The 15,035-nt window shown below is 72.0% G+C and carries 12 protein-coding genes; 9 read left to right on the forward strand and 3 right to left on the reverse strand.

Translation table 11 applies throughout. The annotated features are described in order from the left end of the window. Positions 1-318 precede the first annotated feature (318 nt). From VB059_RS09380 to VB059_RS09405, 6 genes are all read left to right on the forward strand, one after another. Positions 319-1,080, forward strand: coding sequence for a glycerophosphodiester phosphodiesterase (locus VB059_RS09380; protein ID WP_323421760.1), 762 nt, complete (start codon positions 319-321; stop codon positions 1,078-1,080). 746 nt (positions 1,081-1,826) lie between these two features. Further along, the gene (locus VB059_RS09385) at positions 1,827-2,813 is read left to right on the forward strand and encodes a sugar ABC transporter permease (protein ID WP_323421761.1); all 987 of its coding nucleotides are present in this window, start codon (positions 1,827-1,829) and stop codon (positions 2,811-2,813) included. A 2-nt stretch (positions 2,814-2,815) separates the two neighbouring features. Beyond that, positions 2,816-3,829, forward strand: coding sequence for a carbohydrate ABC transporter permease (locus VB059_RS09390; protein ID WP_323421762.1), 1,014 nt, complete (start codon positions 2,816-2,818; stop codon positions 3,827-3,829). Between the two features lie 140 nt (positions 3,830-3,969). Continuing rightward, positions 3,970-5,256, forward strand: a complete 1,287-nt coding sequence (locus VB059_RS09395; protein ID WP_323421763.1) for an ABC transporter substrate-binding protein — start codon at positions 3,970-3,972, stop codon at positions 5,254-5,256. Positions 5,257-5,445: 189 nt separating this feature from the next. Next, on the forward strand, positions 5,446-6,672 hold the full coding sequence (locus VB059_RS09400; protein WP_323421764.1) for an ABC transporter ATP-binding protein: 1,227 nt from the start codon (positions 5,446-5,448) through the stop codon (positions 6,670-6,672). Between the two features lie 277 nt (positions 6,673-6,949). Continuing rightward, a complete protein-coding gene (locus VB059_RS09405; protein WP_323421765.1) occupies positions 6,950-7,381 on the forward strand; it encodes a GNAT family N-acetyltransferase in 432 nt (143 codons plus the stop codon). Here VB059_RS09405 and VB059_RS09410 read toward each other — a convergent pair. Next, positions 7,315-8,304 (reverse strand): ACT domain-containing protein, encoded by a 990-nt coding sequence (locus VB059_RS09410; RefSeq protein ID WP_323421814.1) that lies wholly within the window; start codon positions 8,302-8,304, stop codon positions 7,315-7,317. The genes VB059_RS09405 and VB059_RS09410 overlap by 67 nt on opposite strands. Here VB059_RS09410 and VB059_RS09415 point away from each other — a divergent pair. After that, on the forward strand, positions 8,264-9,541 hold the full coding sequence (locus VB059_RS09415) for an alpha/beta hydrolase (protein ID WP_323421766.1): 1,278 nt from the start codon (positions 8,264-8,266) through the stop codon (positions 9,539-9,541). The genes VB059_RS09410 and VB059_RS09415 overlap by 41 nt on opposite strands. Positions 9,542-9,614: 73 nt before the next feature. Here VB059_RS09415 and VB059_RS09420 read toward each other — a convergent pair whose 3' ends face one another. Continuing rightward, on the reverse strand, positions 9,615-10,394 hold the full coding sequence (locus VB059_RS09420; protein ID WP_323421767.1) for a queuosine precursor transporter: 780 nt from the start codon (positions 10,392-10,394) through the stop codon (positions 9,615-9,617). Positions 10,395-10,734: 340 nt separating this feature from the next. Between VB059_RS09420 and VB059_RS09425 the strand changes: the two genes are divergently transcribed. Beyond that, entirely contained in the window at positions 10,735-12,093 is a 1,359-nt protein-coding gene (locus tag VB059_RS09425; protein WP_323421768.1) for an HNH endonuclease signature motif containing protein, read from the forward strand. A gap of 300 nt (positions 12,094-12,393) precedes the next feature. Here VB059_RS09425 and VB059_RS09430 read toward each other — a convergent pair whose 3' ends face one another. Then, positions 12,394-13,038: a TetR/AcrR family transcriptional regulator gene (locus VB059_RS09430; protein WP_323421769.1), complete on the reverse strand. Its 645-nt coding sequence runs from the start codon at positions 13,036-13,038 to the stop codon at positions 12,394-12,396. 301 nt (positions 13,039-13,339) lie between these two features. Between VB059_RS09430 and VB059_RS09435 the strand changes: the two genes are divergently transcribed. Next, positions 13,340-14,614, forward strand: a complete 1,275-nt coding sequence (locus VB059_RS09435) for an alpha-amylase family glycosyl hydrolase (protein ID WP_323421770.1) — start codon at positions 13,340-13,342, stop codon at positions 14,612-14,614. Positions 14,615-15,035: the final 421 nt, after the last annotated feature.

Here is a 15,035-nt window from a genome sequence, read left to right on the forward strand (position 1 = left end):
TGGGGGCGGTGGGCGGCGACGTCGACCATGAATCCCTCGCCCCGCAGGCCGTCGGCGACGAGCTTCGAGAGGGAGGGATCGTCCTCGACCATCAGCACACGCATGGGCCCATTGTCGTCCCTCGGTGGACGCCATGTGGGCCACCCCGCCGCGGTGGTGGTCGGCTCGCGGGGTGCAGCGGCGTCGGGCGGCCTGCCGGGGCGGGCGTAGGGGCACCGGACGGCCTGCGGGGGCGGGCGTAGGGGCACCGGGCGGCCTGCGGGGGCGGTGCGCGGGCGGTCGTCGGGCCGGCGACCCTCCGGGGGCTAGCCTGCAGCCGTGACTCTTGTCATCGCCCATCGTGGCTGGTCCTCCCGTCAGCCCGAGCAGAGCCGCGCGGCGTACGTCGCCGCGATCGACCTGGCCGCCCGCACCGGGCGTCGGTTGGGACTCGAATGCGACACCCACTTCAGCGCCGACGACCGGTTGGTCTGCCTGCACGACCTCGACCTGGCGCGTACCGGCGGCCTCGAGGTGGCCGCCCGCGACCTGACCGTCGCCCAGCTCAAGGGCATCGACATCGGCTCCTGGCTGGTCGGCCCCGGGGCCACCGCCGAGCAACGGGAACTGATCACGGTGCCCGAGCTGTTCGACCTGGTGGCCGAGGCCCGGGGGCGCGGCGTCGACGTCCTCGCGGTGGTGGAGACCAAGCACCCCAACCCGCGCGGCACCGACGTCGAGCGCGCGCTGGCCGACCTGTTGCGCGAGCGCGGCTGGGTCCGCGCCGACGCGCCGGTACGGATGATCAGCTTCAACCCCGAGGGCGTACGCGTCTTCGCCGAGCTGCTGCCCGACGTCCCCCGGTCGCAGCTGCAGTACCCCGTGCCGGTGCTGGCCGGCGTGGAAGCCCCCGCCGTCAGCCCCTGGCTCGGCATGGTGCGCCGCGACCCCGACCTGGTGCGTCGCGCCCACGAGGCCGGATTCGAGGTGCATGTCTGGACAGTGAACGATCCCGCCGACATCGCCTTCTGCCTGCAGCTCGGGGTCGACGCGATCACCACCGACCAGCCCGACGTCGCGCTGCAACTGGTCGTGGACTGAGACAGGCCCGGGCCCGGCGGCCGGGCGGGCGCTCCGGGCTGTGCGGTCCGGATTTGCGTGGTCCGGGTTGCGTGGTCCGGGCCTCGTGGGTGGGGCTGTGAGGGCGGGGCTGGCGTGTATCGGCCGATGCTGTTGATGGACGCTCCCCTTCCTCGCATGGGCCGACGGGGCTCCGTCGGTCAGGTCGAGGAACGTCGCCTGATACGTGGAGCATCGGTCAACGTGTGGAGCATCGGCTGTGGGCGTACGGCATCGCCGGGTGGATGGGGCCGGGGGGCGTCGGCTGTGGGCGTACGGCACTACCGGGCGGAGGAGAGCGGGCGGGCAGTGTCCGAAGGTGTCGGTGCGGGTGCGTGGCACTGCCGAGACCGGTAGGGCGAAGCTCCGGGATCCGGTCGGGACCGAAGGCGTGCAGCACCGACCGGCATACCGGCATACCGGTCGACCGGTCGCCCGGCATACCGAGGATGCATCGGCGCATCCGTTCGTGTGATGTACACCTCGGTGTCACGTCGACAGCGCCGCGCATTCATCGACGAGGGGCAACGTTCGAGCACGTGAGTCCGTCGATGCTCTCGCCGCGGACGAGCGGCGCAATCCCTGGTGCGGTGGCCCAGGCCCCGAACGGGGCGGCTGTTCCCCTCGATGGGGTGGCCCTGACGAACGGGGTGACCCCGTCCCCTGGTGCGGTGGCCCAGGCCCCGAACGGGGTGACCCCGAACGGGGCGGCTGTTCCCCTCGATGGGGTGGCTCTGACGAACGGGGTGGCCCCGTCCCCCGGCGTGGTGGCCCAGGCCCCGAACGGGAAGGCCTCGTCCCCCGGTGTAGGGGCGCCGGCCCCTGACGTGGTGCCGCGGCGGCGGCCGTACGCCTGGCGTGAGGTCGGGTTGGCCGCGGTGCTGGTGCTGCCCAACGTGGTGCTGCTGGCGCTGTTCACCTACCGGCCGCTGCTGGACAACATCTGGCTGTCCTTCTTCCACTGGAACATCTCCTCGCCGCGCCGTACGTTCGTCGGCCCGGCGAACTACGTGGAGTGGTTCACCGCCCGCGACACCGGCACGGTGGTGCTCAACACACTGGTCTTCACCGTCGCGGCGGTGGCCGGGTCGATGGTGCTCGGGCTGGCGCTGGCGCTGCTGCTGGACCAGAAGCTGTTCGGCCGCGGGGCCGTACGATCCATGGTCTTCGCCCCGTTCGTCATCTCGGGGGCGGCGATCGGTGTCGCGTTCCAGTTCGTCTTCGACCCGACGTTCGGGCTGATCCAGGACCTGCTCGGCCGGCTGGGCGTCGCGTCGCCGAACTTCTACCAGGTGCCCGGCTGGGCGCTGTTCATGGTGACGGTCACCTACATCTGGAAGAACGTCGGCTACGTCTTCGTCATCTACCTGGCCGCCCTGCAGGGCCGGCGGGCCGAGCTGGACGAGGCGGCGGAGATCGACGGCACCTCGACGGTCCGCAAGTTCTTCCGGGTCACGCTGCCGCAACTGCGGCCGACGACGTTCTTCCTGTCGGTCACCGTGCTGCTCAACTCGCTGCAGGTGTTCGACATCATCAACGTGATGACGCGGGGCGGCCCACTGGGCACCGGCACCACCACGATGGTCTACCAGGTTTACCAGGAGACCTTCGTCAACTCCCGCGCGGGCTACGGCGCCGCGGTGGCCACCATCATGTTCCTGGTCGTCCTCGCCGTCACGCTCGTCCAGGTGCGTCTCCAGGACAGGCAGGACTGACGATGACGATCACGCACACCGACGCCCCGCTCGAGGACGGCTCGCCCGTCCCGGAGACCGAGGGTGTGCGACGTCCGCGTCGCCGGTCCACCTCCGGGACCGGTCGTACGCGTCGCGGGTCCGCCGCCGCGAGCCGGGACGTGGAGACCGAAGGAGCGCGACGTACGCGTCGGCCCACCCGCGAGTCGGGGGAGCGCGGCGTCGCCGGCCGGATGCTCGGCTACCTCGGCATCGTGGTCACCGTCGCAGTGATCATGGTCCCGCTCTACTTCATCGTGATCACCTCGCTGAAGACCCGGCCGGACATCTACTCCGACCCGATCACCTGGTGGCCGCACCCGCTCGCCCCGGAGAACTACACCTACGTCCGCACCGAGGTGGCCTTCCTCACCTACCTGCGCAACTCGCTCATCATCACCGGCACCCTGGTGGTGGTGAAGGTGACGCTGGGCGTGCTCACCGCGTACGCCCTGGCGTTCCTGCGGTTCCCGGGGCGCAACGTCATCTTCATCGGGGTGATCGCCTCGCTGATGGTGCCGAACCAGATCACCGTCATCTCCAACTACGCCCTGGTCGCCGGCTGGGGGTGGCGCAACACCTTCCAGGGCATCATCGTGCCGCTGGCCGGGGTGGCGTTCGGCACCTTCCTGATGCGCAACCACTTCCTCTCCCTGCCGCGGGAGATCCGCGAGGCCGCACTGATGGACGGTGCCGGGTTCGTCCGGACCCTGTTCCGGGTGATCCTGCCGATGTCGTGGCCGACGGTGGTCGCCTTCGCACTGATCACCATCGTCAACGAATGGAACGAGTACCTCTGGCCGTTCCTGATGTCCGACGGCGCCGAGGTGGCCCCGCTGCCGGTCGGCCTGACGTTCCTGCAGAACAACGAGGGCCTGACCAACTGGGGCCCGGTGATGGCCGGCACCGTGCTCGCCTCACTGCCGATCCTCGTCGTCTTCCTCATCCTGCAGAAACAGATGATCAAGGGCCTCACCGCCGGCGCCGTGAAGGGCTGACCGCCGTGAAGGGCCGGCCCCACCGCCTCCGATCCCCCTCCCTGGCCGCGTACGGCACCCGATGCCGTCCACGATCCACCATCAGCAACCCCCTGCCAGCACGCCCATCAGCAGTCCACAACAGAAGGAATGGAACGAGCATGTCCCTCTCCCGTCGTCGTTTCCTCGCCCTGTCCGGTGCCGCCGCCTCGGTGGGAGCCCTCGCCGCCTGCGGCACCCGGGCCTCCGCCGGTCAGAAGGGCAACGGCACGCTCCAGTTCTGGTCCAACCACCCGGGCAAGTCGCAGGCCATCGAGCAGAAGATGATCGACGCCTGGAACACCGCCAACCCGAACACCCCGGCCAGGCTCGTCGACGGTGGTGCCAACTACGAGGAGCTGGCGCAGAAGTTCAACGCCGCCCTCGCCGGTGGTGAGCTGCCCGACGTGATCGTCGCCTCGGACGTCACCTGGTTCAACTTCGCCCTCAACAAGGCCACCACCCCGCTCGACGAGCTGTGGGCCACGGCCGGGGTGAAGGCCGAGACCTTCGTCGACACCCTGCGCGAGGACTACGCCTACAACGGCAAGCACTACGGCATGCCGTACTCCCGGTCGACCAACCTGATGTACCTCAGCACCGAGCTGATGCAGAAGGCCGGCCTCGGCAGCACCGGCCCGGCCACCTGGGCGCAGTTCGCCGAGTGGGCCCCGAAGCTCAAGGAGGCCAACGGCGGCAGGCCGGCGCTGGTCGTCCCGGACGGCAAGAGCTACCTCGACTGGTACTTCCAGGGCATGGTGTGGACCTTCGGTGGCGCGTACTCCGACGGCTGGACCCCCACCTTCACCAAGGCCGGGACCATCGCCGCCGGCCAGTTCCTGCAGGATCAGGTCAAGGCCGGCAACATCGCCATCTCCCATGACGCGGTGAACCAGTTCTCCACCGGCGGCGCCGCCGCCCTGCTGGAGTCGACCGGCTCGCTGAGCGGGCTGACCGCGTCCGCCTCGTCGCCCTTCTTCACCGCCTACCTGCCCGGCCCGAGGCCGGGTGCCGCGACCGGCGGCGCCGGCCTGGCCGTGCCCGCCGGGATCAGTGACGAGCGCAAGGTGACCGCGGTGAAGTTCATCGACCACCTCACCAACACCGCCAACACGGTGACGTTCACCCAGGCCACCGGCTACATGCCGGTCCGCAAGGACGCCCTGGACGACGCGGCCGAGCAGAAGTTCCTCGCCCAGAACCCGAACGCCACCACCGCTATCCGCCAGGTGAACGAGAACACCAGGTCGCAGGACGCCGCCCGCGTCTTCGTCCCCGGTGGCGGCCAGCGGATCGGCGCCGCGCTGGACCGGATCACCACCGGCAAGGAAGACGTGGCGACCGTCTTCGGGCAGCTGCAGGACGAGACCCAGAAGGTCATCGACCGCGACATCAAGCCGCTGCTCTGACCCGCCGGGTCCGCTCGCCGCGGACCCACCGGTCCGCGTCGGGCGGGACGTACGCCGTACGCCACAGCGTCGTACCTCCCGCCCGGCGCGGCCGGCCCCCGCCACCCCGCCCCACGTCCCCTGGGGGCGGCCCGTCCCGTTCCCCGCACACCCGCCCCACCACGTACGTCCACGTCCCAGGAGGACCCCATGGCCACCGTCGACTTCGTCGCGGCCACCCGCATCTTCGACCCCGCGCAGCGGCCGGCGGTGAACCGGCTCGACCTGTCCATCGAGGACGGCGAGTTCCTCGTCCTGGTCGGGCCGTCGGGCTGCGGCAAGTCCACCACGCTGCGGATGCTCGCCGGCCTGGAGCCGGTCGACGCCGGCAGCATCATGATCGACGGCAAGGACGTGACGACGATGCGGCCGCGGGACCGCGACTGCGCCATGGTCTTCCAGAGCTACGCGCTGTACCCGAACATGACGGCCCGGCAGAACATGGCCTTCGCGCTGGAGAACGCGAAGATGCCCCGGCCCGAGATCACCACCAAGGTCGAGACCGCCGCGCGGATGCTGCAGCTGGAGGACCTGCTCGACCGCAAGCCCGGCAAGATGTCCGGCGGGCAGCGGCAGCGCGTGGCGATGGGCCGCGCGATCGTCCGCGACCCCAAGGTCTTCTGCATGGACGAGCCGCTGTCGAACCTGGACGCGAAGCTGCGCGTGTCGACCCGCTCCGAGATCGCCGCACTGCAGCGCCGGCTGGGGGTGACCACGGTGTACGTCACCCACGACCAGACCGAGGCGATGACGATGGGGGACCGCGTCTGTGTCCTCGACGCCGGCCGGCTGCAGCAGGTCGACCGCCCGACGACCCTGTACGAAGCGCCGTACAACACCTTCGTGGCCGGGTTCATCGGCTCCCCGGCGATCACCCTGCTGGACGGCGTCCCGATCCGCGAGGGTCGCGCCCTGCTCGGCGGCACGGCGCAGCACTCCGGGATCGACCTGGGCATGCCGCCGCGGCTGGTGGCGAAGCTGGCCGCCACCGGCGCCTCCTCGGTGATCGTCGGGATCCGCCCCGAGGCCTGGGAGATCGTCGACACCGCTACCGCTACCGCCTCCACCGACGTCACCGGCGCCGCCTGCCTCGATGCCGCCTCCGTGGGTGCTGCGTCCGTCGAAGCTGCCGATGCCCCCGGGCTCGACACCATCGCGCTGACCGTCGACCTGGTGGAGGAGCTGGGCTCGGAGTCCTTCGCGCATTGCACCCCGGCGGCGGCGGAGGGCCCCGTGACCGTACGCGGGGGCCGGCTGACCGTACGCGCCGACAAGCACCAGCACCTGGCTGCCGGGCAGCGCCTCCGGGTCCGACCGCGACCGGGGGAGTGCAAGTTCTTCGACCCGGCCGGCGAGGTCAACCTTGAGTACCTCTGATCGCCCACGTCTGCTCGGCCACACGTCTGCTCGGCCACACGCCTGCTCGGCCACACGCCGAGGTGCTCGTCGTGACGGGAGGCACCGCTGGGCGCCAGTTGTTGCGTCGACCGATATCCGCCGGCTGCGGTGCCGGCCGGGGCGAGCCGACCTCACCGGTGGGGCCCGGATGGGCCTACCCTCGTCAGGAGGGGCCGGGGCCCGGTGCGGACGCGTCCGAGTCGGGCCACGTCCGAGCAGCCGCTGCCGTCCCGGACGACGACGAGGAGGCCGTGTGATGGAGATCGTGAACCTGCCGGCGGGTGATCCACGCTGGGCCGCAGCGCTGCCGGTGCTGCAGCAGTTGCGGACCCACCTGGGGGCCGACGACCTGACGGAGGTGCTGGCCTCCGACGCGCAGCGGCCCTCGTTCTTCGCGGCGTTCGAGGGGGATGTCTGTCTGGGGGTGTGCGGGTGGCGGGTCATCGCGAACACCTCCGCGGGCCGCAAGCTCTACGTCGACGACCTGGTGACCGCCGATTCGGTGCGGTCGCAGGGGGTCGGGGCCGCGCTGCTGGAACACGCCGAGGAGATCGCCCGGCGGCACCGCTGCGGTGTGCTGGACCTGGACTCCGGCGTGCAGCGGCACGCGGCGCATCGTTTCTACCTGCGTGAGCGGTTGGACATCGTGTCCTTCCACTTCGCCGAGAGCCTGCAGATCGACGAGTGACCCGGGCGGCCGCCCGGTCGGGAACGCTGACCGTTCCCGCCCCTCGTCAGGCCTGGTCGCGCTGCGACAACGAGAGGCCCGACGGGTGGGACCTGCGACGGTGTGCCGCCTGACGGCGAGCCGTCCGACAGCGGGACCTGCGACGGTGTGCCTGCCGTCGGTGGGACCTGCGACGGCGTGCTGTCCGACGGTGTGCCTGCCGTCGGTGGGACCTCCGACCTGTCACCGGCCGACCGGCGGGCCAGTGCCTCCAGGATCGCCACCGCCTCGGTTCGGCGTTCCCAGGGCACCAGCAGATGGTCGTGGAAGGCGCCGGCGATGACGTTGCAGCTCATCCGGGCGCGGGCCAGCGCGGTCGACACCGCCGCGGTCAGCCCGACCGCCTCGAGGGCCGAGTGCACCTGGAGGGTGACGACAGCGGCGACCTGGTCGTACGCCAGCCCCAGCCGGTCCGCCTCGGCCTGCGCCAGGACCAGCGTCAGGCCCTCGGCCTCGCGTACGGTGGCGAACGGCGAGACATCGTCCGGGAGGTCCTCGACGACGACGTGGACCACCGGTGTCGGTGACAGCTGCGGGGTCAGCTCGGCGAGCAACCGGGCCAGGTCGGTGATCGCCCCGTCCGAGGGGGACGGGAGCTCCGAAGGCCGGGGGCCGGAGGCGGACCGTGGGGCCGAAGGGCGGGGGTCCGAAGGGAACCCTGGGCCGGAGGTGGACGGTGGGCCCGAAGGGCGCGGGTCCGAAGGAACGAGGGGGCGCTCGGAGGTCATGGGCACAGTCTCGCCCGTCCGGACCGCCGGCGCCGCGGACCGAACGCCGCGAACCGAACGCCGCGGACCGAACGCCGCGGACCGAACGCCGCGAACCGAACGTACGCTGGGGGCCATGGCCCGGGAGTTCCGTACGGTGCGGCGGCCGGCGAGCATGGACACGCCGGAGTTCGACCTCGCCTATGTCCGCGCCCACCGGGGCGCCGGCGTGCCGGTGGTGATCATCCCCGGCGGTCCGGGGCTGGGGTCCGTCCGGGTGTACGGCGGCCTGCGGCGGTCCGCGCCTGACCTCGACATCGTCATGGTCGAGCACCGGGGCGTCGGGTATTCACGCCGTGACCTGACCGGCGCCGAGCTGCCCGCCTCCGCGATGACGGTCGCCGCCGCCGTCGACGACATCGCCGCTGTCCTGGACGCCGAACACATCGACCGGGCGGTGATCGTCGGCAGTTCGTACGGCACCTATCTCGCGCAGGGCTTCGGGGTGCGCCACCCGGAACGGGTGGTCGCGATGGTGCTCGACTCGACATTGCTCTCCGCGCAGGACCACGACGCCGTACGGGCCCATGCCCGCCGGCTGCTGTGGGAGGGGGAGCGCGGCCCGACCGCGGCCGCAGCCCGTCGGATCCGCCGGCTGGTCGAGAAGGAGGGGGCCGATCCGCTGCCGCTGGGCGCCACCTCGGCGTTCCTCTACGAGTTCGGCGGGGTGCCCCGGCTCGAGCGCTACCTGGAGCAGCGGGCCCGCCACCGCACCGGCCTGGTGGACCGTACGTTCCGGGTGGCGCGGACGCACGGCACTGCCCGGTCGGTGCCGTACGTGATGGAGTTCGGGCTGGTCGGCAACCTGGCCACCCGGGAACTGCAGTACGCCCCGGCCCCCGACGGGCTGATCTTCGACCCGGCGTACGCCACCGCCGGCCTGCTGGCCCGCTTCCCGGCGTTCGAGAAGGAGCCGTTCGACCTGCCCGCCGCGCTGCCGCGATTCGACTGGCCGGTGGTGGTGCTGACCGGGGAGCGGGACCTCACGACGCCGCCGAGCGTGGCGAAACGGACCGCCGCGCTGGCCCGTCGGTCCCGGTTCGTCCGGGTGCCGGGCATCGGGCACAGCGTGCTGGACTCCCACCCCGAGGCGCTGCTGGCCGCGATCCGGGCCCTGCTCCGGGGCGAGCCGATCTCGCTGGGCGGGCTGCGGCGCCGCGGCCTCACCCGACACCTGGCCCCGGCGATCGGTGGCCTGCTCGCCGTCGACCGGCTGTCGGCTGCCCTGCTCCGTGACGCTCCGTCCGGCCGGGACGGGGTGGACGGCCGGGACGGGGCGGACGGCCCCGATGGCCCCGGTATCGAGGGCCGGGACCCGATGGACGAGGAACAGCCCTCGGCTCCTCGCCCCTGACAGTCCGACGGACCGGCGGACGAGGGGCAGCTCTCCGGCCCCGGTCCTGACGATCCGGCAACGGACGGTCGCGTCAGGCGCGGGTGCGGGGCTCCTCGGTGGCTCCGGCGGCACTGCCTGCAGCCGGCTGTTCCGCCGCGGCCAGGGCGGCCTGGTAGCTCGGCTCGGTCCGCTTGATCCGGCGGATGACGTACGCCGTCAGCGGCATCACCGCGTACTGCACGGCGACCTTGTAGACGAACCCGAAGAACGTGTAGTTGGCCCACTGGCCGGGCGTGGTGATGCCGATCGCGGTCGCGGCGACCGAACAGAAGACGAGGGTGTCGACCAGTTCCCCGGCGCCCGTCGACCCGGCCAGCCGGCCGATCAGGCCGCGCTCCAGGCGCCGTTTCTTGCGGGCCCACATGATGAAGGAGTTCACCGACTGGCCGCAGATGAATCCGAGCATGCTGGCCAGCACGATCTGCCACACCGGGCCCAGCGCCGTCTCCAGGGCCGCCTGCTTGGCCAGCCCGTAGTCGTCGGTGAAGCCGGGCAGCGCGATGATGATCGCGTACGTCAGCACCGCCCCGATGCTGGTCAGGAACCCGGCGGTGATCGCCCGGCGGGCGGCGCGGACGCCATAGATCTCGGTGATGGTGTCGCCCAGGATGTAGGCGAGTGGGAAGAGGAAGAAGCCGCCGTCGGTGATGACCGGGCCGAGGACGACCCCCTTGGAGCCGCCGATGTTGGACAGCACGACGACCACGCACATGATCGCGAGCATCGTGGCGTAGCGGGGGGAACCGGGGTCCGCGTACGCCGCGCGGCGCAGGGGCTGGCCCTGGTGGGCATCGGTTGTCACTGCTGTCACAGGTCGGCAGTCTAGGCGTCGGAGCTGTCCGAGGTCCCTCGCCGCCGTCAGCGGTCCCGCCCCAGGAACCGGCCCGGCGGTCCGCAGGAACCCGGCCCAGCGGCCCGCCCCAGCGGCCCGGCTCGGTGGTCCGGCGCAGGAACCCGGCTCGGTGGTCCGGCGCAGGAGCCCGGCTCGGTGGCTCGACCCAGCGGCCCCTTCCAGGAACCCGGCCGGGCGGCCCGGCCCGGGGACCCGGCCCGAGAGCTGGCCGGCGGGGGGCGGAGGCGTGTCGAGGGCATCACCCCTTGTCGTACGGGTGTTCGATTCATTGTCAGAGGCCTCCTCTAGTGTCGGGGACATGGAACGGGAGTGGGGTACCCGGACCGGCGAGGTGCTCGCCGGGATCCTGGGGCTGCTTGACGGTCTGACCGAGGACTGTGGTCCGGGTGGTGACGGTGGTCCGGGTGACCGTGGATTCGCCTCCGATCGGGAGCGGGTGGATCTGGCATCGGCGGCGATCGAGGCCGCGGACCGGCTGCGCATGCTGGCGTCGGTGCTGATCGGTGAGGCCGAGGCCACCGGTGCTGATGTCGCGGCGACCGGTCTGTCGGTGGTGAGTTGGCTGGCCGACACCCGGCGGATGACGCGACGGGAGGTGTGGGCCTTGTTGCATCAGGGTCGTGACCTGGCGGCGTTCCCGCTGGTGCGGGCGGCGGGGTTGGCGGGCGAGGTGTCGCCGACCCAGGCGCGCTCGATCTGCGAGGTGCTGGTCGATCTGCCCGACGAGCTCGGCCCGGAGACGCTCCGGCAGGCCGAGGTGGACATGGTCGGTTTCGCCGCGGCCCTGGATTCGCGCGGCCTGACGACCGCGGCCGAGCACCTGCTGGAGGTCCTCGCGCCCGACACGGCGGACGAGCTGGAGGCCAAGAGGCTGGAGCGGGAGGCGCGGCGGGCCCGGCGTAACCGGTCGCTGTTCTTCGTCCCCGACGGGCAGGGGTCGGTCCTGATCAAGGGGAAGTTGCCGGTGCTGGCCGCGCAGGCGCTCATCGTGCAGATCGACGCGATCGTTGCCCGGGATCGCCGCGCCGCCCTGGATGCCCTGGATCCGCTGGCGGAGGAGGTGACTCCGGCGATGCGGCGGGCCGATGCGCTGGTCGAGCTGGCGGCTGCTGCCGCCCTGCACCAGGACGCGCCCGCCCACGGGGGTGATCGGCCGCGGATCGTGGTCACCGTCCCACTGGAGCGGCTGACGGAGCTGGCGACGTCCGGTGACCTGATCGGGCCGGGTGAGCGGGTTGCGGCGGGGGACCTACGGCAGCTGTGCTGCGATGCCGACCTCGTCCCGGTGGTCCTCGGTGGGCGCTCGGAGGCGCTGGATGTGGGGCGCGAGCATCGCCTGGTCACCGCACCGATCCGTACGGCACTGACCATCCGCGACCGGGGCTGCGTGTTCCCCGGTTGTGACAGGCCGCCAGCGGCGTGTCACGCGCATCATCTGGTCCCGTGGCAGAGCGGTGGAGCGACATCGCTGGACAACCTGGTGCTGGTGTGCGCGCACCATCACGGGATCGTGGAACCGACCGCGGACCCGCCGGGGCGTCGGTGGGAGATCCGGCTCGGCGCCGACGGCCTCCCCGAGGTCCTGCCACCGCTCCACGTCGATCGGACCCGCCGGCCCCGTCGCCACCAACGGTTCCGCGCCGCGCTGACCGCGTGAAGCCGCGATGACTCTGTGAAGAGGAGGCGGCCTGACGATGAGCGTCGGACTCTGCCGTGACGGTCTCGTCGTGACGGTCTCGTCGTGACGGTCTCGCCGTGATGGTCCTCTGTGGGAGGTGATCCCGTTGCGAGGGCCGTACTGCGACGATCCCGCTGTGGCGACCTGAGAACCCAATCCGCTGCCTCGCTTCCGGCCCACACGGCGAGGGCCGTACTGCGACGATCCCGCTGTGACGGACCCCTCGGACGGTGCCGTGGCGTGGGGCGGCTGCGGCGCGCCCGAACGGCGCGGGTACCGTCAGCGGCCCCAGTCCCCCAGGGCGCCCTCGAGTGCGCCGAGCGCCGCTTCGATCAGTGGCCAGCGCTCCTCCTCGCGGCAGCCGCCCGCGACCCAGCGCGCGCACGCTCCGTCGAGGAACCCGAGGAAGCCCCACAGGGCGAACTCATGGCGGTCCCACGGCGTTGGTAGCAGGATTCGGCGGAGGGTCTCGATGGTCGCGGCCCGGGCCTCCCTGCGGACCGCGAGCGTCTGGGCGGGTTCGGTGCCGCTCTCGAGGAATCCGCGGGTCGCGACCGCGCCGTCGGCGACATGGCCGAGCTGGATCTGCAGGGCTGCCGTCACCCGGTCGCGCGCTGAGGTGGTGGGCGGGAGAGTGTCGTCGGCGGCACGCTGCTGCCGGGCGAGGTCCGCGAGGGAAGCGCGGACGACCTCGGTGTAGAGCCCGGCCTTCGTGCTGAAGTAGCGAAACACCAGCGCCTCGGAGGAGCCCGCGGCGGCGGCGATATCGGCGACGGCGACATCGGCGTACGCGGCCCCGGCGAAGAGGTCGGTCGCCGCTGTCAGGATCTCGGCGCGACGGGTCTCGGCATCGAGGCGCTGCCGTGGGGAGCGATCCGTACGTGGCCCACGCTCGTGGTCGGCCGTACGCGCATGCTCCGCCACCTGGTCGTGTCCAGCCGCCTGGTCGTGTCCAGCCGCCTGGTCGTGCTCCGCCACCCGGTCGTGCCCAGCCGTAGGCCGATGGCCGGCCGTACGCACACGGTCCGTCGCACGTTTGTGGTCGGCCGAAAGTTCATGGTCAGGGGGCACGGGTTTCATTCTAGCAAGCTAGTGAGTTAGGCTCGGCATCATTGCTGAGGCTGACTCAGTAACGATGTTGATCGTCGGTTTGCCTGCACGTGCACCCTGCGCCTCCCGCACACCCGCAGGTCTCGGCGAGCCTGCCGGCCGGAAAGGAACTCCCATGTCTCTGCTCGACACCGCCGTCTGGTGGCACGTCTACCCGCTGGGCGCCCTCGGGGCCCCGATCCGTGGCGAACGACCGGCCGAGGTGGTGCATCGGCTGTCCGGCCTGGAGGCGTGGCTCGACCACGTCGTCGACCTCGGCTGCTCGGGGCTGCTGCTCGGTCCTGTTTTCGCCTCCGACACCCACGGCTACGACACCCTCGACCACTTCGCCCTCGACCCCCGGCTCGGCGACGACGCGGACTTCGACCACCTGCTCGCCGCGGCGGCCGAGCGGGGTCTGGCCGTGGTGCTCGACGGGGTGTTCAACCACGTCGGCCGTCGCCATCCCTGGGTCGAGCGGGCGCTGGCCGAGGGGCCGCAGAGCGAGTGCGCCGGCCTGGTCCGGATCGACTGGTCCGACGACGGCCAGGGCCACCGCCGGGGCGTCCCGGCGACCTGGGAGGGGCACGGCGACCTCGTCCCGCTGCGCCACGACGATCCCCGGGTCGCGGACGCGGTGGTGGCGATCATGCTGCACTGGTTGCGTCGTGGCATCGCCGGCTGGCGCCTCGACGTCGCCTACTCGGTGCCGTCGTGGTTCTGGCGCACCGTCCTCGCCCGGGTCCGCGCCGAGTTCCCGGAGATGATCGTAATCGGCGAGGTCATCCACGGCGACTATCCGGCGATCGCCGCCGCGGGCACCCTCGACTCGGTCACCGGGTACGAGCTGTGGAAGGCGACCTGGAGCTCGCTGCGCGACCGCAACCTCTGGGAACTCGCCTGGGCGCTGGAGCGCCACGACCGGTTCAGCCGTGACGTCGTCCTGCAGACCTTCGTCGGCAACCACGACGTCGACCGGATCGCCGACACCGTCGGCGACGCCGGGGCGGCTCTCGCCCTCGCCGTGCTGATGACCACCCCCGGCATGCCGAGCATCTACTACGGCGACGAGGAGGCCTTCCGCGGTCGCAAGGGCACCGGGCCCGCCGCGGACGATCCGGTCCGGCCGCCACTGCCCGCCGGCCCCGACCGACTCGCCCCGTACGGCGCCTGGATGTACCGGCTGCACCAGGACCTGATCGGGCTGCGCCGCCGCCACCCCTGGCTGGTCCGTGCCCGGCTGCGGGTGGTCGGCAAGGACTGCACCTGGATCACCTACGAGTCGACCGGACCGGCGGGACAGACCGTACGGGTCGGGATCACCCTGGATCCGCACCCGGCGGTGCGGATCCGGACGGACTCCGAGGAGCTCACCTGGTCGGGCGCGCCGCTCGACATGGCGGTCCGGTGACCGCCCGGTGAGCCCTTGCGGTCGGGTCGGCGTCGAGCGGGTGTCCGCAGGCTGCCCCGGCGGGTCTGCCGGCCCGTACGACCGCGTGACGACGGTGCGTGCGGCGCCCGGGGGGAAACCCAGGAGCGTCCGGCGACATGCCATCCCGATGCGGGAGACCGATGGCGCGCCGACTAGCATCCCTGAACAGTGCCATCCGGCTCTCCGGCCCCGCGTGAGCGGACCGGCCGATCGCCCGCGCGGCGGCGCCCGGGTGGGTGGCCCCCGATGAGCCCCCTGGCGGGTGGCCCGGACGAGCGGTAGGAAGGCAGGACTGTGGTGGAGACCGGTGGAGGCCGTACGGCCGACGGTGCGGGGGGCGCGCAGGGCGCGGCTCCGGACGATCCCGACAGGCACGATCACAGCAGGCAGGCACCCCCGG

The sequence above is a fragment of the Raineyella sp. genome, assembly GCF_034933565.1.
Lineage (GTDB): Bacteria > Actinomycetota > Actinomycetes > Propionibacteriales > Propionibacteriaceae > Raineyella.

Bases quoted from the DNA above. Each gene is read 5' to 3' on its own strand.
- VB059_RS09395 (WP_323421763.1), top strand. From the start codon at position 3,970: ATGTCCCTCTCCCGTCGTCGTTTCCTCGCCCTGTCCGGTGCCGCCGCC.
- VB059_RS09400 (WP_323421764.1), top strand. From the start codon at position 5,446: ATGGCCACCGTCGACTTCGTCGCGGCCACCCGCATCTTCGACCCCGCG.
- VB059_RS09435 (WP_323421770.1), top strand. From the start codon at position 13,340: ATGTCTCTGCTCGACACCGCCGTCTGGTGGCACGTCTACCCGCTGGGC.
- VB059_RS09390 (WP_323421762.1), top strand. From the start codon at position 2,816: ATGACGATCACGCACACCGACGCCCCGCTCGAGGACGGCTCGCCCGTC.
- VB059_RS09410 (WP_323421814.1), bottom strand. From the start codon at position 8,304: ATGCTCGCCGGCCGCCGCACCGTACGGAACTCCCGGGCCATGGCCCCC.
- VB059_RS09415 (WP_323421766.1), top strand. From the start codon at position 8,264: ATGGCCCGGGAGTTCCGTACGGTGCGGCGGCCGGCGAGCATGGACACG.
- VB059_RS09405 (WP_323421765.1), top strand. From the start codon at position 6,950: ATGGAGATCGTGAACCTGCCGGCGGGTGATCCACGCTGGGCCGCAGCG.
- VB059_RS09425 (WP_323421768.1), top strand. From the start codon at position 10,735: ATGGAACGGGAGTGGGGTACCCGGACCGGCGAGGTGCTCGCCGGGATC.